The organism is Rhodoferax saidenbachensis (assembly GCF_031457975.1).
Taxonomy (GTDB): domain Bacteria; phylum Pseudomonadota; class Gammaproteobacteria; order Burkholderiales; family Burkholderiaceae_C; genus Allorhodoferax; species Allorhodoferax saidenbachensis_A.
The window spans coordinates 92,739-116,884 of sequence record NZ_JAVDXO010000011.1 but is presented as its reverse complement, the minus strand read 5'-3'; the positions used below and the strand labels follow the sequence as shown (position 1 = coordinate 116,884).

Annotated in this window: 22 protein-coding genes and 2 tRNA genes; 16 read left to right on the top strand and 8 right to left on the bottom strand. The window is 62.2% G+C overall.

Annotated elements, in window-relative coordinates:
- The first annotated feature begins 110 nt into the window (after positions 1-110).
- The 3 genes from pssA (at position 111) to J2X15_RS18995 (ending at position 3,692) form a co-directional block, all read left to right on the top strand.
- The gene (gene pssA / locus J2X15_RS19005; RefSeq protein ID WP_310345921.1) at positions 111-956 is read left to right on the top strand and encodes a CDP-diacylglycerol--serine O-phosphatidyltransferase; all 846 of its coding nucleotides are present in this window, start codon (positions 111-113) and stop codon (positions 954-956) included.
- 21 nt (positions 957-977) lie between these two features.
- On the top strand, positions 978-2,516 hold the full coding sequence (locus J2X15_RS19000) for a 2-isopropylmalate synthase (RefSeq protein WP_310345920.1): 1,539 nt from the start codon (positions 978-980) through the stop codon (positions 2,514-2,516).
- A gap of 141 nt (positions 2,517-2,657) precedes the next feature.
- A complete protein-coding gene (locus J2X15_RS18995; RefSeq protein WP_310345919.1) occupies positions 2,658-3,692 on the top strand; it encodes a serine hydrolase in 1,035 nt (344 codons plus the stop codon).
- A 23-nt stretch (positions 3,693-3,715) separates the two neighbouring features.
- Here J2X15_RS18995 and J2X15_RS18990 read toward each other — a convergent pair whose 3' ends face one another.
- The 3 genes from J2X15_RS18990 to aat are packed head-to-tail and all read right to left on the bottom strand — an operon-like array spanning position 3,716 to position 6,015.
- Entirely contained in the window at positions 3,716-4,495 is a 780-nt protein-coding gene (locus tag J2X15_RS18990; RefSeq protein WP_310345918.1) for an IclR family transcriptional regulator, read from the bottom strand.
- Positions 4,492-5,253 (bottom strand): arginyltransferase, encoded by a 762-nt coding sequence (locus J2X15_RS18985; protein WP_310345915.1) that lies wholly within the window; start codon positions 5,251-5,253, stop codon positions 4,492-4,494. The genes J2X15_RS18990 and J2X15_RS18985 overlap by 4 nt, the downstream gene beginning before the upstream one ends.
- Positions 5,254-5,265: 12 nt before the next feature.
- Complete coding sequence (gene aat, locus J2X15_RS18980; protein WP_310345912.1) at positions 5,266-6,015, bottom strand: leucyl/phenylalanyl-tRNA--protein transferase; 750 nt, start codon at positions 6,013-6,015, stop codon at positions 5,266-5,268.
- Between the two features lie 75 nt (positions 6,016-6,090).
- On the opposite strand from aat, the gene J2X15_RS18975 reads away from it, so the two are divergent.
- Both J2X15_RS18975 and J2X15_RS18970 read left to right on the top strand, forming a co-directional pair.
- Positions 6,091-6,167, top strand: a tRNA-Pro gene (locus tag J2X15_RS18975).
- A 40-nt stretch (positions 6,168-6,207) separates the two neighbouring features.
- A tRNA-Arg gene (locus tag J2X15_RS18970) sits at positions 6,208-6,284 on the top strand.
- A 32-nt stretch (positions 6,285-6,316) separates the two neighbouring features.
- Here J2X15_RS18970 and murI read toward each other — a convergent pair.
- A complete protein-coding gene (gene murI / locus J2X15_RS18965) occupies positions 6,317-7,135 on the bottom strand; it encodes a glutamate racemase (RefSeq protein WP_310345910.1) in 819 nt (272 codons plus the stop codon).
- A gap of 22 nt (positions 7,136-7,157) precedes the next feature.
- Positions 7,158-8,711, bottom strand: coding sequence for a fumarate hydratase (locus tag J2X15_RS18960; protein WP_310345907.1), 1,554 nt, complete (start codon positions 8,709-8,711; stop codon positions 7,158-7,160).
- 243 nt (positions 8,712-8,954) lie between these two features.
- Here J2X15_RS18960 and fumC point away from each other — a divergent pair, with 243 nt between their 5' ends.
- Positions 8,955-10,340 (top strand): class II fumarate hydratase, encoded by a 1,386-nt coding sequence (fumC, locus tag J2X15_RS18955; protein ID WP_310345904.1) that lies wholly within the window; start codon positions 8,955-8,957, stop codon positions 10,338-10,340.
- A gap of 103 nt (positions 10,341-10,443) precedes the next feature.
- Positions 10,444-12,441 carry an acetate--CoA ligase gene (gene acs / locus J2X15_RS18950; RefSeq protein ID WP_310345900.1) on the top strand — a complete coding sequence of 666 codons (1,998 nt, stop codon included), beginning with the start codon at positions 10,444-10,446 and terminating at the stop codon, positions 12,439-12,441.
- An 80-nt stretch (positions 12,442-12,521) separates the two neighbouring features.
- Here the strand turns inward: acs and J2X15_RS18945 are convergent, their stop codons facing one another.
- Positions 12,522-12,836 (bottom strand): c-type cytochrome, encoded by a 315-nt coding sequence (locus tag J2X15_RS18945; RefSeq protein ID WP_310345898.1) that lies wholly within the window; start codon positions 12,834-12,836, stop codon positions 12,522-12,524.
- A 96-nt stretch (positions 12,837-12,932) separates the two neighbouring features.
- On the opposite strand from J2X15_RS18945, the gene J2X15_RS18940 reads away from it, so the two are divergent.
- Positions 12,933-13,178: a TIGR04438 family Trp-rich protein gene (locus J2X15_RS18940; RefSeq protein ID WP_310345896.1), complete on the top strand. Its 246-nt coding sequence runs from the start codon at positions 12,933-12,935 to the stop codon at positions 13,176-13,178.
- A 61-nt stretch (positions 13,179-13,239) separates the two neighbouring features.
- On the opposite strand, the gene ilvD is transcribed toward J2X15_RS18940, so the two are convergent.
- On the bottom strand, positions 13,240-14,934 hold the full coding sequence (gene ilvD / locus J2X15_RS18935) for a dihydroxy-acid dehydratase (RefSeq protein WP_310345893.1): 1,695 nt from the start codon (positions 14,932-14,934) through the stop codon (positions 13,240-13,242).
- 116 nt (positions 14,935-15,050) lie between these two features.
- Here ilvD and J2X15_RS18930 point away from each other — a divergent pair, with 116 nt between their 5' ends.
- The 8 genes from J2X15_RS18930 (at position 15,051) to J2X15_RS18895 (ending at position 23,612) form a co-directional block, all read left to right on the top strand.
- Complete coding sequence (locus J2X15_RS18930; protein ID WP_310345890.1) at positions 15,051-16,004, top strand: LysR family transcriptional regulator; 954 nt, start codon at positions 15,051-15,053, stop codon at positions 16,002-16,004.
- Complete coding sequence (gene lgt / locus J2X15_RS18925; protein WP_310345889.1) at positions 15,982-16,794, top strand: prolipoprotein diacylglyceryl transferase; 813 nt, start codon at positions 15,982-15,984, stop codon at positions 16,792-16,794. The genes J2X15_RS18930 and lgt overlap by 23 nt, the downstream gene beginning before the upstream one ends.
- A 109-nt stretch (positions 16,795-16,903) precedes the next feature.
- Complete coding sequence (locus J2X15_RS18920; protein WP_310345887.1) at positions 16,904-17,572, top strand: GntR family transcriptional regulator; 669 nt, start codon at positions 16,904-16,906, stop codon at positions 17,570-17,572.
- A complete protein-coding gene (locus J2X15_RS18915; protein WP_310345884.1) occupies positions 17,569-19,080 on the top strand; it encodes a malonyl-CoA decarboxylase domain-containing protein in 1,512 nt (503 codons plus the stop codon). The genes J2X15_RS18920 and J2X15_RS18915 overlap by 4 nt, the downstream gene beginning before the upstream one ends.
- 19 nt (positions 19,081-19,099) lie before the next feature.
- Complete coding sequence (locus J2X15_RS18910; protein ID WP_310345882.1) at positions 19,100-20,098, top strand: Bug family tripartite tricarboxylate transporter substrate binding protein; 999 nt, start codon at positions 19,100-19,102, stop codon at positions 20,096-20,098.
- Between the two features lie 16 nt (positions 20,099-20,114).
- A complete protein-coding gene (locus J2X15_RS18905; protein WP_310345880.1) occupies positions 20,115-20,936 on the top strand; it encodes an enoyl-CoA hydratase/isomerase family protein in 822 nt (273 codons plus the stop codon).
- Between the two features lie 22 nt (positions 20,937-20,958).
- Positions 20,959-22,491, top strand: coding sequence for a malonate--CoA ligase (locus tag J2X15_RS18900; RefSeq protein WP_310345878.1), 1,533 nt, complete (start codon positions 20,959-20,961; stop codon positions 22,489-22,491).
- A gap of 56 nt (positions 22,492-22,547) precedes the next feature.
- Positions 22,548-23,612: an HD domain-containing phosphohydrolase gene (locus J2X15_RS18895; protein ID WP_310345875.1), complete on the top strand. Its 1,065-nt coding sequence runs from the start codon at positions 22,548-22,550 to the stop codon at positions 23,610-23,612.
- A gap of 36 nt (positions 23,613-23,648) precedes the next feature.
- On the opposite strand, the gene J2X15_RS18890 is transcribed toward J2X15_RS18895, so the two are convergent.
- Positions 23,649-24,092 carry a universal stress protein gene (locus tag J2X15_RS18890; protein ID WP_310345873.1) on the bottom strand — a complete coding sequence of 148 codons (444 nt, stop codon included), beginning with the start codon at positions 24,090-24,092 and terminating at the stop codon, positions 23,649-23,651.
- Positions 24,093-24,146 lie beyond the last annotated feature (54 nt).

Genomic DNA, 24,146 nt, shown 5'->3' with positions numbered 1-24,146 from the left:
GCACGGCGTATTGCCAAGGGCCACTTCGGTGGCCCTTGTTGTTGGTGGCATAGAGGCGGTAGGGGGCGGCGGCTGACTTACACTGGCAGCTGCAAGCGCAAGGAGAATGTATGCACGATGGATCTGAATCACTGACAACGCCACAAGAGAGCGAGGTGCTGCGAAAGCGTCGCAAGGGCATCTACGTGTTGCCGAACTTGTTCACGCTGGCAGCGCTGTTTGGCGGGTTTTATGCGGTTGTGATGGCCATCAATGGTCGTTTTGACCAGGCGGCAATTGGCGTTTTTTGCGCCATGGTGCTGGACAGTCTGGATGGCCGTGTTGCGCGCATGACCAACACGCAAAGCGCGTTCGGCGAGCAGATGGATTCGCTGTCTGACATGGTGTCTTTTGGCGCCGCGCCCGCCATCATTTCCTATGTATGGGCACTGCAGGGCTTGGGCCGCTGGGGCTGGATCGCAGCCTTTGTGTACTGCGCCTGTGCCGCGCTGCGCCTGGCGCGCTTCAATGTAAATACGACGGTGGTTGATAAGCGCTACTTCCAAGGACTGCCGTCGCCTGCGGCAGCGGCCTTGGTCGCCGGGTTCATCTGGTTGCTGACTGAAAGTGGCCTCAAGGGAACCGGTGTACTGGAGTTCGGCGCCTTCGTGTTGTCCGTGCCGTGGGTGATGTTTGCGCTGGCCTTGTACGCGGGACTGACCATGGTGACCAATGTGCCGTTCTACAGCTTCAAGGACGTGAGCATGAAGCGCAGCGTGCCCTTTGCCGTGATCGTGCTGATTGCCCTGGGCATTGCTGTCATCAATATCGACCCGCCAACGGTGATGTTTGGCGTGTTTGTGGTGTACGGCCTGAGTGGCTATGTGGTCTATGGTGTACGCCGTGCCCGGGGTGTGCGCACCAGCGTCATCAGTACCTCGACCGACGAGCCCGAAGAGCGCGGCTTGCACATGTGATTGAAAGATAGGAGAACTGGTATGGCTGACAAACTGATTATTTTCGACACCACCTTGCGCGACGGTGAGCAATCGCCCGGTGCGTCCATGACCCGCGACGAAAAGCTGCGCATTGCGCGCCAGCTCGAGCGTCTGAAGGTGGACGTGATTGAAGCCGGTTTTGCGGCCAGTTCGAATGGCGATTTTGAAGCGGTGCAGCTCATTGCCAACACCATCAAGGACTCCACCATCTGTTCTCTGTCGCGTGCGAATGACCGAGACATCTCCCGCGCTGCCGAGGCCCTCAAGGGCGCCAACAGCGCACGTATCCACACCTTCATTGCCACGTCGCCCTTGCACATGGAAAAGAAGCTGCGCATGACACCGGACCAGGTGTTTGAGCAGGCCAAGCAATCGGTGCGTTTTGCCCGCAATCTGGTGGCCGACGTGGAGTTCAGCCCTGAGGACGGTTATCGCAGCGATGTGGACTTTTTGTGCCGTGTCCTAGAAGCCGTGATCGCCGAAGGCGCCACCACCATCAACGTGCCCGACACCGTGGGCTATGCCATTCCCGAGCTGTATGGCAACTTCATCAAGACACTGCGCGAGCGCATTCCCAACGCCGACAAGGCGATCTGGTCGGTGCACTGCCACAACGACCTGGGCATGGCGGTCGCCAACTCGCTGGCGGGTGTGAAGATCGGCGGCGCACGCCAAGTGGAATGCACCATCAACGGCCTGGGCGAACGGGCCGGCAATTGCAGTCTGGAAGAAATCGTCATGGCGGTCAAAACCCGCAAGGACTATTTCGGATTGGAACTTGGCATTGATGCCAAGCACATTCTTGCCGCCAGCCGCATGGTGAGCCAGACCACCGGCTTTGTCGTGCAGCCCAACAAGGCGGTGGTGGGGGCAAATGCGTTTGCACACGCGTCCGGCATCCACCAGGACGGCGTGCTCAAGGCGCGTGACACCTACGAGATCATGCGTGCCGAAGACGTGGGTTGGACCGCCAACAAGATCGTACTGGGCAAGCTCAGCGGTCGCAATGCCTTCAAACAGCGCTTGCAGGAGCTGGGCGTGCAGTTAGAGAGCGAAGCTGAAATCAACGCCGCGTTTGCCCGCTTCAAGGAGCTGGCAGACCGCAAGAGTGACATCTTCGACGAAGACATCTTGGCGTTGGTCAGTGACGACAGTGTGACGCTGGACAAAGAGCAATACAGCTTTGTCTCCCTGTCACAACACAGCGAAACCGGTGAACGCCCCCATGCCGCAGTCGTCTTCACCGTAGATGGCAAAGAGGTCAAAAGTGATTCCGATGGGAATGGTCCCGTGGATGCCTCCCTCAAGGCCATTGAGTCGTTCGTGAAGAGCGGGGCCGAGATGGTTTTGTACTCGGTCAATGCCATTAGCGGATCGACCGAAAGCCAGGGTGAAGTCACGGTGCGCCTGCAAAACAGCGGTCGTGTGGTGAATGGTGTGGGTGCGGACCCGGATATTGTGGTGGCCTCTGCCAAAGCCTATCTGAGTGCCCTGAACAAGCTGCAAAGCAAGGCCGATCGGGTGGCTGCGCAGGGCTAGTGGGATGCGGACATTCAAATATTCTTGAACTTTCGTGCGCAAGTAGTTGATCTTACGTAACTTTTTTGATTAAACTGTCGGCACTTTCAGGTTTTTGTACACCGTGTTACACGCTGTAAGCCTGCACAAATCAAAGGACGTATGTTGAAACGCGCACTTGTACACCTCGGTTTTGGCAGTTTGGTGGCCGCATTGCTATTGCTTCCTTTGGAAGCCTCCGCCACCCAGCGTAAAAAAGTGCGTATTGCGCCCCATGCGGTCAAGCATGTGGTCGCAAAGAAGAAACTCCACCAAAAAGTGGTGCACACCAAAGTGGTGGCGGCTCCCAAGGCGCCGTCGTTTGGGCAATTGGCAGGCTTGCATGGTGCGCAGGATGCGCTGGACCTGAAATCCAGCGTCGCCTTTGTGGTGGACCAGGACACCAAAGAGGTTCTGTTCAGCAAGAACGAGTCGGCCGTGCTGCCGATTGCGTCCATCACCAAGCTCATGACCGGTGTGCTGGTGAGCGAAGCCCGCCTGCCCATGGACGAGACCATTGAGATCACCCAGGCCGATGTGGATACCGAAAAGGGCAGTTCATCCCGTTTGCGCGTGGGCACCGAGCTGAGCCGTGGCGAGTTGTTGCACCTGGCATTGATGGCTAGCGAAAACCGCGCCGCCCATGCCTTGGGCCGCACCTACCCCGGCGGCTTGCAAACCTTTGTGAGTCTGATGAACAACAAGGCCCGCGTGCTGGGCATGCGCGACACCCAATACGTAGAGCCCACCGGCCTGTCCAGCCGCAACCAGTCCAGCGCCAAAGACTTGGCCACCCTGGTGAACTATGCCTACAGCGACCCCACATTACGTGAGCTGTCTACTTCGACCGGCTACCAGGTAGAAGTGGGCAACCGTACCCTGCAGTACAACAACACCAATCGCTTGGTAAAGAATCCTGCCTGGGACATTGGCCTGCAGAAGACGGGTTACATCACTGAAGCGGGTCAGTGCCTCGTCATGCAAGCCAAGATCGCCGGCCGCAAACTCATCATGGTGTTCCTGGACTCGGCAGGCAAACTGAGCCGCATTGGCGATGCAGAACGTGTGCGCCGTTGGGTGGAGTCCACGCCGTCCCTCGCCACGCGGTCTGCACCATTGGCCAGTCGCGAGATGGATCGCCGTATCGTTTCCAACTGAGTGACCGTAGGCCCCGACCGCAATTAGTTGCCGTGGTGGCCCAGGGTTTGCGAGATCTGCCGGGCGGTTTCTTTCAGCTTCGGCAGCCAGTCGTCTTCCAGGCGTCCTGAGGGGGCCGAGATCGACAGGCCCGCGACCAGCTTGCCTTGGTCGTCGTAAATGCCTGCAGCCATGCAGCGCACGCCCAACTCCAGTTCTTCGTTGTCCCCGGCCTGGCCGTACTGGCGTACCTTGGACAGTTCGCGCTCTAGCGCTGCTAAATCGGTAATGCTGTTTTTTGTATGGCCTTGCAAACCGGTGCGGGTGGCATAGGCGCGAATCCGTTGCGGGTCATCGGCCGCCAGAAACAGTTTGCCCACAGACGTGAGGTGCAGTGGCGCACGTCCGCCAATGGCGCGTACCACCTGCATGCCGGAGCGTTCGCTGTAGGCGCGTTCCACATAAATGATCTCGTCCCCCTGGCGCATGCTGAGGTTGACGGGTTGCTGCGTCAGTTTGTGCAGCTCGCGCATGGGAATCAGCGCTGCGTCGCGCACGTTTAGGCGTGCTTTGACCAAATTGCCCAGCTCCAGCAAACGCATACCCAGCCGGTAGCTGCCCGACTGGGGACGGTCCACAAAACGGCCCGATACCAGGTCGTTCAGGATGCGGTGGGTGGTAGAGGGGTGCAGTCCGGCCCGCTCGCTGATCTCCTTCAGGGGGATGGCCTCTTCGCGGGAGGCCAGCACGTCAATCAGCGTGAACATGCGTTCAATGACCTGAACGGCCGGGGTGCTGGGGGGATCGAGGTCTTTTTTGGTCATGGTGGGTTTGTGCGCCCGATGTTACCTTGCGCAACCCATTGCCCGTCCACCAAGAGTTGCGTGGGCTGAAAACGGGACTTGTAGCGCATTTTGGGGCTTTGCTCGATCCAATAGCCCAGGTAGACAAAATCCAGCCCCAAGCGTTTGGCCTGGGCCAACTGCCACAGCACATTGAAGGTGCCAAAACTGGTACCCGCCTCTGGGGAGAAGAAGGTATATACCGCCGAAATGCCATCCTCCAGCACGTCCAGAATGGAGACCATCTTCAGCGTGCCCAGGCTGCCATCGGTGGTCGGTTCGCGAAACTCCACCAGCCGGGAGTTCACCCGGCTTTGCAGTAAAAACTGGGTGTACTGGTCCACGCTGTCTTCGTCCATGCCGCCGCCTGCGTGGCGACTGGTCTGGTAGCGCAAATACAGGGCGTAGTGCTCCGCCACAAAACCCAGGTTCAGCACGCGCACGTTGAGCGCCTGATGCTGTTTCCACGCGCGCCGCTGGCTGCGATCAGGCTGGAAGTTTTGCGCCTGCACCCGCAGCGGGGTGCATGCCTGGCAGCCATCGCAGTAGGGGCGGTAGGTGAACATGCCGCTGCGCCGGAAACCCTTGGCCACCAAATCCGAGTAGGTGGCGTTGTCAATCACATGGCTGGGGGTGGCCACCTGCGAGCGCGCTTGGCGCTGCGGCAGGTAGCTGCAGTCGTAGGGCGCAGTCGCATAAAACTGCAGCGTCTGAAGGGGGAGGTCGGTCAGGTTTGTCATGGTGATTCGGCATCAAGCAGACAAAAGCTGATTCCAGTATACGGGGTCAAACCGCCATGCTGGGGTGGGTTCTGCACGCGCGTGGCGCACATGCTGCAAAAACGCAGCCCGTGCCATCTCCTTGGCGCCCATAAAGGCCAGGTGCGGAGTATTTTGCTGGCAGTCCACCATGCGGATGCCGTGTTGCTGGCAAAAGGCCATCAGGGCGGTCAACGCGATCTTGGAGGCATCGGGCACGCGGGTGAACATAGACTCGCCAAACACCGCACGGCCCAGGCCTATGCAGTACAGCCCGCCTGCCAGTTCGCCGTTAATCCAGGTCTCCACGCTGTGGGCCACGCCCAGGGCGTGCAGCTTGCCGTAGGCCTGCACCATCTCGGGAAGAATCCAGGTGCCCGGCTGGCCGCGACGGGCGGTCTGGGCACAGGACTGGATCACCTCGTCAAACGCATGGTCCATGCGGATCTCCAGCCGACCCTCTTGCAACAGGCGGTTGATGGTTTTGTACAGGGAGCGGTGCAAGCGAAAGTCCGCCACCTGCAGCACCATGCGCGGGTCGGGGCTCCACCACAGTGTGGGTTGGCCTTCGCTGAACCAGGGGAAGATGCCCTGGGCGTAGGCGGCTTGCAGCGTCTGCGGCTGCAGGTCGGCACCCATGCACAGCAGGCCAGGGGCGTCGCTGTCAGTACCCCAAGCGGTGGCAACCTCCGGGAAAGGTTCGCCGGGTTCCAGCCAGGGGAGGGTGAGGGAAGGGGGAGCCATGGTGCGCGTGCGAAGCAAATTAATTGAAGCGGCTCGCCAAAGTGGGCCACCAACCGAGGTTAGAATACCAGCTGTCGGCGTGTAGCGCAGCCTGGTAGCGCACCTGCTTTGGGAGCAGGGGGTCCAAGGTTCGAATCCTTGTACGCCGACCACTATTCAAAAACAAAGGCCCTTCAAGGGCCTTTGTTTTTTCTGTCCGTAGCTCAGTTGGATAGAGCAACAGCCTTCTAAGCTGTAGGTCACAGGTTCGATTCCTGTCGGACAGGCCACTGGGCTTTCTGCTCCGCTTCTCTTCCTGTTCCTAAATCGCCAAAGCGCCGACGCTGGTGTCCAGTTGCAGCCAGCGCGCCGCCGCGCTGCGCAGGTCTTCGATCTCACCGGTTGTCAAAAACTGGGTAGGAGCCACCGGCTCTGTGGTCGCTGCCGCCAACAGGCCCGCAGCGTCCAGCAGGCGCCGGGTGTGGCGTGCCACCGGCGCGCCGCCTTCCAGCAACGCCACTTGATTGCCAATAGAGCGGCGCAGCACAGCCTCGACAAATGGGTAGTGCGTGCAACCCAGCACCAGCGTGTCCATGGCGTCTGGATTTAAGCCAAATAAACCCATGGCCCGCGTGTACTCTGCGCAGAGTGCTTCTGTTTTTGTAGCGTCGTTACGTTCGATGGCAATCGCCAGGCCATCGCAGGGCTGCAGCACAAAGGTGGCCTGGCCATGCAACGATGCCAGCAGGGCCTGGAATTTCTCGCTCTGCAGCGTGCCGCGTGTGGCCATGACGCCCACGGTTTTGGTCTGGCTGGCGGCTGCCGCGGGCTTCAGCGCAGGCTCAATGCCCACCAGTGGAATGCTGGGGTAGGCCGCGCGCAGTGTTTTGATGGCCGCCGCCGTGGCCGTGTTGCAGGCTACTACCAGCGCCTTGATCTGGTGTTGCGCCAGCAGGTAATCCGCAATGGCGTGCGAGCGGGTGGTGACATGGTCGTCGTCCCGCTCGCCGTAGGGTGCATTGCCGCTGTCGGCCACATAGACAAAGCGCTCGTGCGGCAGCTCGGCACGCAGCGCGCGCAGCACGCTCAAGCCGCCCACGCCGCTGTCAAACACCCCGATGGGGCGTGAGGCAGTCGACATTGCTGTGGTAGCCACCAAGGGCTTAGCGCGAAGTGACGGGAATGCTCTTGAACTCGCCCGTGGCAATCTTCTTTTGCCACTCGGCCGGGCCGGTGATGTGGGCGCTGGTGCCGCCCGAATCCACCGCCACGGTCACGGGCATGTCGACCACGTCAAATTCGTAAATCGCTTCCATGCCGAGGTCTGCAAACCCAACCACTTCGGCGTGTTTGATGGCCTTGGACACCAAGTAAGCCGCGCCCCCCACGGCCATCAGGTAAGCGCTCTTGTGTTTCTTGATGGCTTCAATCGCCACCGGGCCGCGCTCGGCTTTGCCGACCATGGAGATCAGGCCGGTTTGGGCCAGCATCATTTCGGTGAAACCGTCCATACGGGTGGCCGTGGTCGGGCCGGCGGGGCCGACGGCTTCGCCCTGGATCGGGTCGACCGGACCCACGTAGTAAATGACGCGGTTGGTGAAGTCCACTGGCAGCTTTTCGCCCTTGGCCAGCATTTGCTGGATGCGCTTGTGGGCGGCGTCGCGGCCGGTCAGCATCTTGCCGTTCAAGAGCAGGGTCTGGCCGGGTTTCCAGCTCGCCACTTCGGCAGGAGTCAGCGTGTTCAGGTCGACCTTTTTGCTTTGCTGGTAGTCGGGTGTCCAGTTGACGTTGGGCCACAGGTCCAGCGACGGTGGAGTCAGGTAGACCGGGCCGCTACCGTCCATCACAAAGTGCGCGTGGCGTGTTGCGGCGCAGTTGGGAATCATGGCAATCGGTTTGCTGGCCGCGTGGGTCGGGTACATCTTGATCTTGACGTCCAGCACCGTGGTCAGGCCACCCAAGCCCTGCGCGCCAATGCCCAGTGCGTTGACCTTCTCGAACAGCTCCAGGCGCAGTTTTTCGACGTTGTCGAGTTCAGCACCGGAGGCCTGCTTGGCTTGCAGTTCGTACATGTCCAGGTCGTCCATCAGGCTTTCCTTGGCCATCAGCACGGCTTTTTCTGCCGTGCCGCCAATGCCAAGGCCCAGCATGCCGGGCGGACACCAGCCCGCGCCCATGGTGGGCACGGTCTTCAAGACCCAGTCGACCACGCTGTCACCGGGATTGAGCATGTACATCTTGGATTTGTTTTCAGAGCCGCCGCCCTTGGCGGCCACGGTCACTTCCACGGTGTTGCCGGGCACCAGCTCGGTAAAGATCACTGCTGGCGTGTTGTCCTTGGTGTTCTTGCGCAGGAATTCCGGGTCGGCCACGACAGACGCGCGCAGCGTGTTGTCGGGGTGGTTGTAGCCCTGGCGCACGCCTTCGTTGATGGCGTCGTCAATGGAGCCGGTAAAGCCGTCCCAGCGCACGTCCATGCCCACCTTTAGGAACACGTTGACGATGCCGGTGTCCTGGCAGATCGGGCGGTGGCCCGTGGCGCTCATCTTGCTGTTGGTCAGGATCTGAGCAATGGCGTCTTTGGCCGCCGGACTTTGCTCGCGCTCGTAGGCGCGGGCCAGATGGGCGATGTAGTCCGTGGGGTGGTAGTAGCTGATGTACTGGAGGGCGGCGGACACCGATTCGATGAGGTCGGCTTGGCGGATGATCGTGGTCATGGAGGGCCTGGCTGGGGTGGAAGGAAACGAAACGCCCTCAATTATCCCTTGGCCGCGGGGGCCGGGTATAGCCCGGTTACGGGAAACCACTTGCTATATTAATCATAGCTTCTCGCGCAGTATTGACGGGGGCTAGAGGCATGTTTTATGCCAAAGGCTGTCCAGTTCGCCGAAAAATGCTGCTCGGGCGTTACGGTTGCGCATTGATACACCCCGGGCCGCAGACGGGCGGAGAATACAGCCATGCACACCCGTACCGAACGCGATACCTTTGGCCCGATTGAGGTGCCCGCCCACAAGCTCTGGGGCGCGCAGACCCAACGCTCGCTGCAGAACTTCGATATCTCGGGCGAACGCCAGCCCACAGAGATCATCCGCGCACTGGCGCAGACCAAGCGTAGCGCTGCCCGGGTCAACCACGCGCTGGGCCTGCAGGATGCTGCCAAGACGCAGGCCATCGTCGCCGCGGCGGACGAGGTGATCGCAGGTCAACACCCGGATGAGTTTCCCCTGGTGGTCTGGCAAACCGGCTCGGGCACGCAGACCAATATGAACGTGAACGAGGTACTGGCCAACCGCGCCAGCGAGCTGCTGGGTGGCGCGCGTGGCGAAGGGCGGCTGGTGCACCCGAATGACGATGTGAACCGCAGCCAGTCCAGCAACGATGTGTACCCCACAGCCATGCATGTGGCGGCGGTGGATGCGATCACGCACAAGCTGCTGCCCGCAATCGCCAAACTGCGTACCACGTTGGCGCAGAAGTCTGCCGACTTTGACGACATCGTGAAGATTGGCCGCACCCATCTGCAAGACGCCACACCGCTGACCCTGGGCCAAGAATTCTCGGGCTATGTGGCACAGCTCGCGCATGGCGAGGCGCATGTGCGCGCCGCGTTGCCGCACCTGTGCGAACTGGCGCTGGGCGGCACGGCGGTGGGCACGGGGCTGAATGCTCCCAAGGGTTATGCGGAGCAGGTGGCAGCTGAATTGGCCACGCTAACCGGCCTGCCGTTTGTGACGGCGCCCAACAAGTTTGAAGCGCTGGCCAGCGTGGACGCGTTGGTGCATGCGCACGGCGCCTTGAAGACCTTGGCCGTCAGCCTGATGAAAATTGCCAACGATGTGCGCTGGCTGGCCAGCGGCCCGCGCAGCGGCATCGGCGAACTCAGCATTCCGGAGAACGAGCCTGGTTCCAGCATCATGCCGGGCAAGGTCAACCCCACGCAGAGCGAGGCGCTGACCATGTTGGCCGCCCAGGTGTTTGGCAACGATGTGGCGATCAACTTTGGCGGGGCCTCGGGCAACTTCGAGCTGAATGTGTTTCGGCCCATGGTGGCGCACAACTTCCTGCAAAGCGTGCGGCTGCTGGCCGACGGCATAAAGAGTTTCAACGACCACTGTGCAGTGGGCATCACGCCCAACCGTGAACGCATTGCGGAGTTAGTGGACCGCTCACTCATGCTGGTCACTGCGCTGAACCCGCACATTGGGTACGACAAGGCCGCGTTCATTGCCAAGAAGGCGCATAAGGAGGGGGCGAGTTTGCGCGATGCTGCCGTGGCCAGTGGGTATGTGACGGCGGAGCAGTTTGACCAGTGGGTAGTGCCTTCGGAGATGGTAGGGCGCTGATGAGTTTTTGGCGTAAATTCGTAAGCCAACAGCAAGTCAGTGGCTTGTAAGTGCAAACCGCGACATTGCGAGCAGTTTTGAATCGTCCCCAGGAGATAAGAATATGAGTACATCGACATCTGCTATGGAATCCCTGCTGGTTGAAAACCGCGTGTTCCCCCCTAGCGAAGCCATGGTCAAAGCGGCGCGCGTATCCGGCATGGATGGCTACAACGCCCTGTGTGCCGAAGCCGAGAAAGACTTTGAAGGCTTCTGGGCCCGCTTGGCGCGTGAAAACGTGGTCTGGAACAAGCCCTTTACCCGCACGCTGGACGAATCCAACGCGCCGTTCTACCAATGGTTCGACGACGGCGAACTCAACGCCTCCGCCAACTGTCTGGACAAGCACATCGGCACGCCCACAGAAAACAAGGTGGCCGTGATCTTTGAAGCCGACGACGGTACCGTCACCAAGACCACTTACAAGGAACTGCTGGCCCGTGTGAGCCAATTTGCCAATGCCCTGAAGGCCGATGGCGTGAAGAAGGGCGACCGGGTGCTGGTCTACATGCCCATGACGCTGGAAGGCGTGATCGCCATGCAGGCCTGCGCGCGCATTGGTGCCACGCACAGCGTGGTGTTTGGCGGCTTCTCGGCGAAAGCCCTGCAGGAACGCATCATTGACGCCGGCGCTGTCGCCGTGATCACGAGCAACTACCAGATGCGTGGCGGCAAAGAGCTGCCACTCAAAGCCATCGTGGACGAAGGCTTGGGCATGGGGGGCTGCGACACCATCAAGACCGTGTACGTTTACCAGCGCACGCAAACCGCCTGCAACATGGTGGCGGGCCGCGATAAAACCTTTGACGAGGCCCTGGCCGGCAAGAGCACTGAATGCGCCCCCGTGCCCGTGGGCGCCGAGCACCCGCTGTTCATCCTCTACACCTCGGGCTCCACCGGCAAGCCCAAGGGCGTGCAGCACTCCACCGGCGGCTACCTGCTGTGGGCCAAGCTGACGATGGACTGGACATTTGACCTGAAACCCGAAGATGTGTTCTGGTGCACGGCTGACATCGGCTGGATCACTGGCCATACCTATGTGGCCTATGGCCCGCTGGCCGCAGGCGCCACGCAAATCATCTTTGAAGGCATTCCCACCTTCCCCAACGCGGGCCGCTTCTGGCAAATGATTGAGCGCCATAAGTGCAGCATCTTCTACACCGCACCCACCGCCATCCGCTCGCTGATCAAGGCCGCAGAAGGCGACGCGGCGGTGCACCCGGACCGCTCCGATTTGTCCAGCCTGCGCATCCTCGGCTCGGTGGGTGAGCCCATCAACCCCGAGGCCTGGATGTGGTACTACAAGAACGTGGGCCACGAGAAGTGCCCCATCGTGGACACCTTTTGGCAAACCGAAACCGGCGGCCATATGATGACCCCGCTGCCCGGCGCCACGCCGTTGGTACCTGGCAGCTGCACGCTGCCGCTGCCCGGCATCATGGCCGCCATCGTGGACGAGGTGGGCAATGACATTCCCAACGGCACTGGCGGCATTCTGGTGGTCAAGCGCCCCTGGCCGTCCATGATCCGCACCATCTGGAACGACCCCGAGCGTTTCAAGAAGAGCTACTTCCCCGAAGAAATGGGCGGCAAGCTGTACCTGGCCGGTGACGGTGCGGTGCGCAGTGCCGACCGCGGCTACTTCCGTATCACGGGCCGGATTGACGATGTGCTCAATGTGTCGGGCCACCGCATGGGCACCATGGAAATCGAATCGGCCTTGGTCTCCAAGACCGACCTGGTGGCCGAAGCCGCCGTGGTGGGGCGTCCGGACGACCTGACCGGCGAGGCGATCTGCGCCTTTGTCGTGCTCAAGCGCCCCATGCCCAAGGGAGACGAGGCCAAGGCCATTGCCAAGGAACTGCGCGACTGGGTGGCCAAGGAGATCGGCCCGATTGCCAAGCCCAAGGACATCCGCTTTGGCGAGAACCTGCCCAAGACGCGTTCGGGCAAGATCATGCGCCGCCTGTTGCGCTCGCTGGCCAAGGGTGAGGCCGTGACGCAAGACACCAGCACGCTGGAAAACCCCGCCATCCTGGACCAGCTGGGCCAGGCGTACTAAGCGACTGGAGGCGGGCGTAAGCCGGGCATGAAAAAGCCCGCTGCACTTTCGGTGCAGCGGGCTTTTTGTATGTTGAGCGCTTACTTGAGGCTCAAGATCCAGGCCGCCAGTTTTTTGGATTCGGCCTCGTTGACCTGCGAGTTGGCGGGCATGGGCACTGCGCCCCAGACACCGCTGCCGCCCTTGATGATCTTGGTTGCCAGTTTGTCGGCAGCCGTTTTGTCGCCTTTGTACTTGGCCGCCACGTCTTTGTAGGCGGGGCCCACCAGCTTCTTGTCCACCGCATGGCAGGCCAGGCAGTTCTTGGAGGTGGCCAGCGCTAGGTCGGCAAATGCGGGTGTTGCCGACAGCACAGCAGTGGCACTCAGCGCAAGGGTGATCAGGGTTTTTTTCATCAGGGCCTCGTCGGTTGGTTTACAGTCACTCAACGCCATTGTAGTGACGCGGGTTGACCCGAGTCTTACCAGGGCCACACAGAGTAGGAGAAGGCAATGTATTTCCTGGGAATTGGTTTGTTGCTGATGGTATTGAAATACATGGAAATCGGTCCCGTGGCCACTTGGTCGTGGTTGATTGTGCTCGCCCCCTTCGGCTTGGCCATGGCCTGGTGGGCGTGGGCCGACGGCACCGGCTACACCAAGCGAAAAGCCGTGGAGCGCGAAAACGCCCGTAAGCAGGCCCGCATCGACAAAAATCGCCAGGCCATCGGTACGCTGGGCAGCAAAAAACGCCGCTAACAGCCTGCGCTGTTGAACGGCGTTTGCAAGTGCAGCCCGCTTGTGCGGGCTTTTGTTTGGCTTAGTAGTTGTCCAGCACGGCGCCCTTGCTAGCGCTCGACGCATTGAACGCAAACTTGGCTTGCACGCCGCGGTTGTAGCGCGGTGCTGGTGCCGTCCACGCCGCGCGGCGTTTGGCCAGCTCGGCCTCGGGCACATTCAACTCCAGAATCAGCTGGCGCGAATCGATGGTGATGGAGTCGCCTTCTTCGACCAGCGCAATCACACCACCCGCCGCCGCTTCAGGCGCTACGTGGCCCACCACCATGCCCCAGGTGCCGCCCGAGAAGCGGCCATCGGTGATCAGGCCCACGCTTTCGCCCAGGCCTTGGCCAATCAAGGCACCAGTGGGCGCCAGCATTTCGGGCATGCCGGGGCCGCCCTTGGGGCCCAGGTAGCGCAGCACCATCACGTCGCCGGGAACAATCTTGTTGTCCAGAATGGCCTTGAGCGCGGATTGCTCATCATTGAACACACGGGCCGGGCCGGTCATCACCGGGTTTTTCAGGCCGGTGATCTTGGCAACGGCGCCCTCAGGGCTCAGGTTGCCCTTGAGGATGGCCAGGTGGCCTTGGGCGTACATGGGGTTGGTGATGGGACGGATCACGTCCTGATCAGCGCGTGGCACATCGGGGATGTCTTTCAGCACTTCGGCCACGGTCTGGCCGGTGATGGTGATGCAGTCGCCATGCAACAGGCCAGCAGCCAGCAGCGTCTTCATCACTTGCGGAATACCGCCTGCGCGGTGCAGGTCCACGGCCAGGTATTTGCCAGATGGTTTCAAGTCACACAGCACGGGGGTCTTGACGCGCACGCGCTCAAAGTCGTCGATGGTCCACTCCACACCCGCTGCGTGGGCGATGGCCAGGAAGTGCAGCACCGCGTTGGTGGAGCCGCCCGTGGCCATGATCACGGCTACGGCATTTTCGATGGACTTCTTGGTGACGATGTCGCGTGGCTTCAGGTCTTTCTTGATGGCTTCGATCAGTACCTTGGCCGATTCCTTGGCCGAGTTCATTTTTTCGTCGTGCGGATTGGCCATGGTGGACGAGAAGGGCAGGGAGATGCCCAGCGCCTCGAAGGCCGACGACATCGTGTTGGCCGTGTACATGCCGCCGCAGGAGCCGGTGCCGGGAATGGCGCGGCGCTCGATCTGCAGCAGGTCTTCGTCACTCATGCGGCCCGCGGCGTTTTCGCCCACGGCTTCGAACACGCTGACGATGTTCAGGTCTTTGCCCTTGTAAGTGCCGGGCAGAATCGTGCCGCCGTAGACATAGATGGCGGGCACATTGGCACGCAGCATGCCCATCAGGCCACCGGGCATGTTCTTGTCGCAGCCGCCGACAACGACCACGCCGTCCATCCATTGGCCTTGCACGCACGTCTCGATGCAATCGCTAATGACTTCGCGGCTGACCAGCGAATACTTCATGCCCTCGGTGCCCATGGCCATGCCGTCGGAAATGGTGGGCGTGCCAAACACTTGGGCGTTGCCGCCGGCTTCTTCAATACCTGCAATGGCAGCATCCGCCAGCTTTTGCAGACCGCTGTTGCAGGGGGTGATGGTGCTGTGGCCATTGGCGACGCCGACCATGGGCTTTTTGAAGTCGCCTTCCTCGTAACCCATGGCGTAGTACATGGAGCGGTTGGGCGCGCGGCTCTTGCCTTCGGTGATGTTCTTGCTGCGGGGATTGAGGATGACGGGTTTGGTGTCCATGGGGTCTCTCACAGGGTGGTGCCGGGCTGGCGTTGTTCAAAAAGCTGGCCGGAGTATGCCTGCTGTCGGTGATTGGTTCCAATCCATTTTTCAGGGTGGTTTAATATGTTTTACATATGAGTAAACCCAGCCCGCAACTGCCTTGGATAGAGCTGCGCCTGTGGCGCCAGTTCGTCACCGTGGCCGAAGAGCTGCATTTTGGCCGCGCGGCCCTGCGCCTGCACATGACGCAGCCGCCACTCACGCAGGCGATTGCCCAGCTGGAGCGCAGCCTGGGCCTGCCGCTGTTTGCGCGCACCAAGCGCAGCGTACAACTCACGCCCCAGGGCCTGGCGCTGCTGCCGCAGGCGCAGGAACTGCTGCAGCGCGCCCAGGGCCTGGTGCTGCAGGCGCGGGCGCTGGCCATGGGCGAGTCCGGGCGGCTGCGGCTGGCGTTTGTGTCCACCGTGGGTTTCTCGCTCCTGCCACAGTGGGTGATGGCGTTCCGGCGCGAATTCCCAGGCGTACAGCTCGATCTGGTCGAGGCCACAGGTGATGTGCAACTGCAACTGCTCAAGTCGGAGGAGGTGGACGCCGGGTTTGTGTTGCATGCCAGCGGCTTTGCCACTGAAGGCCTGCAGCGCCTGACGGTGGCGCAAGAGCCGCTGGTGCTGGCGCTGCCCGAGTCGCATCCCTTGGCGAAGCGCAAGAACCTGCGCCTGCAAGATGTCTGGGTCCAGCCGCTGGTGACCTTTCCGCGGCGCATCGTGCCCTCGCTGTTTGACGCCATCTTTGGCATGTACCACGACGCGGGCAAGCTCCCGGTGGTGGCGCAAGAGGCCATCCAGATGCAGACCATTGTGAATCTGGTGTCTGCCGGGCTGGGCGTGGCCTGGGTGCCGGCCAGCGTGCAGCAGTTCCAGCGGCCCGGTGTGGTGTACCGCCAGGTGCAGGGTGCCGTGCCGGGTTGCGAGACCAGCCTGGTGTGGCAGCGCAGCAGTCCGGCCCTGGAGCGGTTCATGGCCTTCCACGATATTGCCCATGCCGCCAACGGGCACAATGCGGCCCATGCTGATCCATCCCAACATTGATCCCATCGCCCTGCAAGTGGGCCCCTTGGCCGTGCACTGGTATGGCCTGACCTACCTCGCGGCCTTTGCGCTGTTCATGTTTCTTGGCAGCCGCCGACTGCGCCACGCGCCGTTCAACGCGCTAACCGGCCCGCAGGCCTGGTCGTTCAAGGACGTGGAGGACATCCTGTTCCTAGGCGTGGTGGGGGTGGTGCTGGGCGGGCGCATTGGTTACTGCCTGTTTTACAAGCCGGTGTTCTACGCCACCCACCCGCTGGAAGTGTTCTACGTCTGGCAGGGCGGCATGAGCTTCCATGGCGGCATGCTGGGCGTGATCGCCTCCATGGTCTGGTTTGCGCGTTCGCGCAGCAAGCCGTTCTGGCAGGTGGCCGACTTTGTGGCGCCTTGCGTGCCCACGGGCCTGGCCGCGGGGCGGGTTGGCAATTTCATTAACGGCGAGCTGTGGGGACGCCTTGCTGACCCCGCACTGCCCTGGGGCATGGTGTTTCGCGGCGCGGGCGATGCGCCGCGCCACCCCTCGCAGGTTTACCAGTTCCTCATGGAAGGGCTGCTGCTGTTTGTGTTGCTGTGGTGGTACGCCAGCACACCGCGCAAGCAGGGGCAGGTGGCTGCGGCTTTTCTGTTCGGCTATGGCGTCTTCCGCTTCATTGCCGAATTCTTCCGCGAACCCGATGCCCATCTGGGCCTGCTGAGCCTGGGCATGAGCATGGGCCAGTGGCTGTGCGTGCCCATGATTGTGGGTGGCGCCTTGCTGTGGCGCTGGGCCGGCGGCCGCAGCACGCAATCCTGATCTCCATCTAGGGTAAGTCCCCATGCCCGGACCCTGTCCGGGCTCTTTACGGCGTTTAGATAATTACCCATAATTACAGAAAATTATGCCCTCTTGATTGCCCACCTCCATGCGCCTGATCCACAACTCCCTGCACGATGAAGTCGCCGATGGCCTGCGTGCGCGGATTTTTGATGGGGTGCTGGCGCCGGGTAGTTTTATTGACGAGGTGGCGCTGTGTGCGGACCTGGCCATCTCGCGCACGCCGCTGCGCGAGGCGCTCAAGGTGCTGGCGGCCGAGGGCCTGGTGCGCCACGAGCCACGGCGCGGTAGCTTTGTGAGCCAGGTGACCGAGCAGGACCTGGATGAGATATTCCCCGTCATTGCGCTGCTGGAGGGCCGCTGCGCATTGGAAGCCACCCGCCATGCGACCGACGCCGACATTGCCGCGCTCGAAACCCTGCACACCAGCCTGCAGCAGCATGCCGCTGCCAAGCGCATCACCGACTACTACGCCGTCAACTTCACCATCCACGAAGCCATCATCACGCTGGCCAACAACCGCTGGCTGGCGCAAAGCATTGCCGACCTACGCAAGATATTGAAGCTGGCGCGCCTGCAGCAATTGCATGCGCCGGGCCGGCTGGAACAAAGCCTGAGCGAGCACCTGGCGGTGTTTGCGGCCATCAAGGCGCGCGATGCCGATGCGGCTGAGGCGGCCATGCGCAACCACCTGCTGCGCCAGCGCGAGGCGCTGCGTGAACTGTCCCGCACCCAGAAAAGCAGGTTACTCGCATGAACCAAGATTCCTGGATCAACCGCAACGTGGCGCGGCTCTTGCCCAAGAGTTCCAAGCCAAAAGAGGCTGTAGCCCCCGTGGAACATGCGCAAGCAGCTCCCAAAACCATAGCGCCTCACGTGCCGCCCGCAGGTTCTGCAGCGGGCACCAAGGCGTCTGGCTCGGCGCGTTCCACGCGCGAGCGTCTGCACGCCACGCTGCGCCATGGGGACGAAGCCCTGTCACCTCGCATGCTGCGCCGCACGTTGCACGAGCTGCAGGCCGTGATCGACGAGCGCGTGAGTGAGGTCGAGGGCGGGCGTCGTGCCACAGCGCTGGCGGCCTGGTATGCCGGAGCCACGCTGGCGCGCCGGCGCGACATGTGGCTGCTGATGAGCGAGATGTTTGTGGCCGATGCGCAGAAAGTGAAAGCGGCCCAAGCCACCTTTGCCGCTGCGGTGGGTACGCCAGATGAAGCTGCGGCCGAGGTGCACTACCGCCGCGCCACGGTGTCGCCACGCCGGCGCCTGCTGCAACGCTTCAGTGTAGATGCGCAGGGCATCCGCTTTTTGGTGAACCTGCGGGCCGAGATGCAGCCCAGCCTGAAAGGCGACAAACGCTTGCAGGCGCTAGATGTGGAGATGGAGTACATGTTCTCCACCTGGTTTGACGTGGGCTTTTTGGACCTGCGCCGCATCAGTTGGGATTCACCCGCCTCACTGGTGGAAAAGCTCATCAAGTACGAGGCCGTGCACGACATCAAGAGCTGGGCCGATGTGAAAAACCGGCTCGACTCGGACCGCCGCTGCTACGGCTTCTTCCACCCGCGTCTGCCCGACGAGCCGCTGATTTTTGTGGAGGTGGCGCTGGTGGATGTGCTGGCGGACAGCATCACGCCGCTGCTGGACGAGTCGGCCGACGCGGCGGACCTGAGCACCGCCACCACCGCGATTTTTTATTCCATCAGCACCACGCAAGATGGCCTGCGCGGCGTGAGTTTTGGCGACTCGCTCATCAAGCGTGTCGTGGAGACACTGAAGGCCGAATTTCCCAAGCTCAAGACCTTTGCCACGCTCTCGCCTATTCCCGGCTTCCGCCAGTGGCTTGGCAAGAATGCTGCCAGCCTGATCGAACGGCTGGATGCGAACGCACGCGACGAGTTGGGCCGGGCCGTGGGGTTTGAGCCGGTGACGGCCACCCACTTTCTGGCCGCGGCTGAAACGGCGCTCTCGCTCAAACCCTCATCGGCCGTGCGCCACATGCTGCTGCGCTGTGCCGCGCAGTACCTGGGGCACGAGACCACGCAGGGCAAGCCGCTGGACGGTGTGGCCCGTTTTCACCTGGGCAACGGCGCCCGCGTGGAGCGGCTGAACTGGGCCAGTGATCCGTCCCCCAAGGGGCTCAAACAGTCGTACGGGCTCATGGTCAATTACCTGTACGACCTCAAACGCCTGGACAAGCACCGCGAGATGCTGGCCCAGGGCAAGATTCCGGTGGCGTCTGCCATCAGCGAGTTGACTTTCCAATAACTATTCTCAGGAGACACGCATGAACCGATTTCCCAACACCGCCCGCCGCCAGTGGCTGCAATCGGCCGCCACTGCTGGCCTGGCCTGGGCGGCCGCGCCGCTGACCGCGCTAGCCCAGGCGCGCTGGCCTGCCAAGCCGGTCACGCTGATCGTGCCTTTTCCCGCAGGCGGTGGTACCGATGCGTTTGCGCGGCCGCTGTCTGCGCAATTCGCCAAGCTCACCGGAACCCAGCTGGTGATTGACAACCGCGGTGGTGCTGGCGGCACGCTGGGTGCCAGCATTGCGGCCAAGGCGCAGCCCGATGGCTACACGCTGTTCATGGGCGCCGTGCACCACGCCATCGCCCCCAGCATGTACCCCAAGCTGGACTACGACATTCAGAAAGACTTCATCCCCCTGGCGCTGGTGGCCAACGTGCCCCAGGTGCTGGTGGTGAACCCGAAAAACGTGCCCGGCGACTTCAAGGCCTTCCTGGCCCAGGTGAAGGCCAACCCCGGCAAGATGAACTACGGCTCGGCTGGCGGCGGCACCTCGCACCACCTGGCGGGCGAGTTGTTCAAGCAGCAGACCAACACCTTCATCACCCACATTCCCTACCGCGGTGCGGGCCCTGCGCTGCAAGACCTGATGGCGGGCAGTGTGGACATGATGTTTGACGGCCTGGGTTCTTCAGCGGGCCACATCAAGGGCGGGCGCATCAAGGCGCTCATGGTGTCGGGCAACAAGCGCAACCCGGCTTTCCCCGATGTGCCTTGCGCGGCCGAGCTGGGCCTGCCCGATTACACCGTGACCACTTGGTACGGCTTGTGGGCCCCCAAGGGTACGCCGGCCGATGTGCAGGCGCGCATCGTGGAAGAGGTGACCCGCCTGTCCCAAGCGGATGAAATCAAGACCAGCTGGGCCAACAACGGCGCCGAGTTTGGCAAACTCACGCCTGCGCAATTTGGCGCATTTGTGGCGGCCGAGGTGAAGCGCTGGGCCGCGGTGGTGAAAGCGTCTGGCGCCAAGCTGGACTGACAGAACAAAGGCTGGCATGGCGGGAAACATAGCGGTCGCGCACGGCGCAGGCGAGGAGGCGGGGATCGTGACGCTCACACTGTCGCACCCCGGCAAGTTCAACGCCATGTCACGCGCCATGTGGCGCGAACTCAAAGTGGTGTTCAACGCCATCCAAGCTGACCCAGAAGCACGTTGCGTGCTGCTGCGCGGGGAGGGCGGCCACTTCTGCGCCGGTGGCGACATTGCCGAGTACCCCAGTTTCCGCTTCAACGAGGCAGCGCTGCGCCAGTTCCACGAGGACGAGGTGTGGGGCGGCCTGCAGGCGATGCTGGACTGTGATGTGCCCATCGTCGCGCAGATCGAAGGCAACTGCATGGGCGCGGGTGTGGAGATCGCGAGCTGCTGTGACCTGCGCGTGGCGGGTGCTTCAGCCCGCTTTGGCGCACCCATTGCGCGCCTGGGTTTTCCCATGGCCCCGCGTGAAGCGGCGTTGGTGGCGCAGGCCGCAGGCAACACGGTGGCGCGCGCCATGCTGCTGGCAGCCGAAGTGTTCGACGCTCCGGCCATGCTGGCGCGCGGTTTTCTTTTGCAGGTGCCCGACGATGCGGAAATGGCCGGACACTGTGAAGCTCTGGCCCGGCGTGTGGCCGGCCTGGCCCCACAGGCAGCGCGCATGAACAAACAGACCCTGCGGGCGATTCAGGCACAAAACAGGCCTCTAGCCCCCGTAAACATTGCGCCAGAAGCTCCTGATTCAATAGCAAGCCTGACCACCAGTGCCTACACCTATGCCGACAGCGCCGAGCACCGCGAAGGCATTGCCGCCTTCTTGGCCAAGCGCCAGCCGCAGTTTTAAACCAGATACCCGAGACCCGACCATGGCCACCCAACCCGACAACGCCAACCTGTTTGCCGCGCTGCGCGCCGCTTTTCCTGCCGACCTGAGCGCCTGCGCCGTCGAGACCGACAACGGCCTGCAGTACAGCTGGCAAGACCTGGACCAGGCTACCGCCATGGTGGCCAACCTGCTGGAATTTCTGGAGTTGCCCAAGGGCGCGCGCATCGCCGTGCAGGTGGAAAAATCCGTGGAGGCGCTGGTGCTGTACCTCGCCACACTGCGCGCCGGCCTGGTTTACCTGCCGCTCAACACCGCCTATCAGAGCGCGGAGATGGCCTACTTCATCGAAGACGCCAAGCCCTCGGTCGTGGTGTGCAGCGGGCGTAACTTCGGCTGGATCAGCAAGATGGCGTTTCTGGCCGGTACGGCACACGTGTTCACCCTGAACGAGGACCGTACCGGCTCGCTGCTGGACCGTGCATCGCAGTTTCCCAAGACGCACACCATTGCTCACCGCGATGTGAATGACCTGGCCGCCATCATCTATACCAGTGGCACCACGGGTCGCAGCAAGGGGGCCATGCTGAGCCACGGCAACCTGCTGAGCAATGCGCGCGTGCTGCAGACCTACTGGGACTGGAAGCCCGGCGACGTGCTGATCCACGCGCTGCCCATCTTCCATGTGCACGGTCTGTTCGTGGCCATCCACGGCGCGCTCATCAACGGCAGCAAGATGGTCTGGTGCGCCAAGTTCGACTCCAGGGTGGTGTTGCAGTACTTCCCGCGCGCCACCGTGTTCATGGGCGTGCCCACGCTCTATGTGCGCCTGCTGGCCGAGGCCGGGCTCACGCCGCAGGTGGTGAAGAACATGCGCCTCTTTGTCTCGGGCTCCGCACCTATGCTGGTGGACACGCACCACCAGTGGCAGGCCCGCACCGGCCACACCATTCTGGAGCGCTACGGTATGTCCGAGACCGTCATGCTCACCTCCAACCCCGGCCGCGCGGCCGATGGTGAGCGTGTGGTCGGCAGCGTGGGCAAGCCGCTGCCCGGCGTGCAGCTGCGTGTGCGCGACGAGGCCGGCAAAGACTTGCCCCAGGGCGAAACCGGCGGCATTGAGGTGCGCGGGCCCAATGTGTTCCAGGGCTACTGGCAGATGCCCGAGAAGACCGCACAAGAATTCACGGCCGACGGTTTTTTCAAGACCGGTGACGTGGGCCGCGTGGACGCCCAGGGCTATGTGACCATCGTGGGCCGCAGCAAGGACCTCATCATCAGCGGTGGCTACAACGTGTACCCGGCCGAGATCGAGGGCTACATCAACAACCTGCCCGGCGTAGCCGAGAGCGCTGTGGTGGGCGTGCCTGATGCCGACTTTGGCGAGGTGGGCGTGGCTGTGGTCGTGCCGCTCGCGGGCGCCACGGTCGATCCTGCTCAGGTGGTTGCCACGCTGAAATCCATGCTCGCCAACTTCAAGGTGCCCAAGCGCTGTGTGGTGGTGGCCGAGCTGCCGCGCAACGCCATGGGCAAGGTACAGAAAAACCTGCTGCGCGAGCAATACCGTACCGGCTAAAAGAGGGGGCGGGCCTGCGTCGACTACAGTAGCCAGAACTTTGTCATATTTTGGTCATGCAGCACGCACTCATCGTTGACGACACCCCCGCCACCCTGGCCTTGCTGAGCGAGCTGGTGGAAAAACTGGGGGACTGCCGGGCCGTTCCTTTTGCAAACTCCTCCGAAGCATTGGCCTGGTGCGAGCGCACTCCGGTCGATCTGGTGATCGTGGACTACACCATGGATGGCATGGACGGGCTGGAGTTCATCCGCCGTTTTCGCAGCATTCCGGGCCGCGACATTGCCCCCATCATGATGGTGACCGCCAGTGACCAAAAGCCCGTGCGGTACCGCGCGCTGGACGCAGGGGCCAATGACTTCATGGCCAAACCGGTGGACAAGGTGGAGTTTCTGGCGCGCGCCAAGAACCTGCTGATCCTCAGCGATGCACGTACCAAGCTGGCCGACCGGGCCGCCTGGCTGGCGGACGAGGTACAGAAAGCCACGGCCGAGATTTTGGCGCGCGAACGCGACACCGTTATGCGCCTCTCGCGCGCTGCCGAGTTCCGCGACCCCGAGACCGGTGCCCATATCTCACGCATGGCGCATTACTCCAGATTGATTGCCAAGGGGCTGGGCATGACCGAGGCCGAGCAGGACCTGCTGCTGGAAGCGGCACCCATGCACGACCTGGGCAAAGTGGGCATTGCTGACAGCATCCTGCTCAAGCCCGGGCGGCTAACAGAGGCGGAATTTGTCATCATGAAGCAGCATGCGGTCTACGGGTACGAACTCCTGCAAGGTAGCGCCTCGCGTGTTCTGCAAACGGGGGCCGAGATTGCGCTAGGCCACCACGAAAAGTTTGACGGCAGCGGCTACCCCCAGGGTCTCAAGGGCGAGGCCATTCCCCTGTTCAGTCGCATCGTGGCGGTGGCCGATGTGTTTGATGCACTGACCTCCGAGCGCCCTTACAAGAAGGCCTGGACGCTGGAGGAGGCGGTGGACTTTCTCACCGCAGGTGCTGGTACCCATTTCGACCCACGCTGCGTGCAGAGCTTCCTCAACGTCTGGGACGACATCACGGCAGTGCGCGCCCTGCATGCCGACGATGGCGAGTCGAAGCTGCTATCGATCTTGTAGCGTGTCGGGAAGGATATCCGGGGGCTAGCGCCCGATTTATCGCAAAACGAGTACGGGGATATGGCTGTGCGTGAGCACGTGCTGGGTTTCGCTGCCCAGCAGCAGGCGCTGCAAGCCGCGCCGTCCATGCGAAGCCATCACGATCAGGTCACAGTGCTGCTGCTTGGCCGCAGCCAGCAGTGCATCTGACACGACTTCGCCGCGCACCACCAGGGCCTGGGCTTTGACCCCCTTGGCCAGGGCCGCTTGTTGCACAGCGTCCACCACCACTTGGGCGGCGTCGGCCCAGCTTTTTTCGACGCGCTGCACGTCTGCAGATTCAAGCGCAATGCCGCCATCAAAGTAGGCCTGCGGGTAGCGGTGCACCACCTGCAGTGCGACCAGTTCTGCACCGCACAGGGCGGCCAGGTCGATGGCACTGTTGACGGCCTTGTCGGACAGGGAGGTGCCATCGGTAGCGACGAGGATGCGTTGGTACATAAAGGCTCCTTGTAGGTAAGAGGCTTTCAGGTTACGCTGGTTTCCACATGGCCG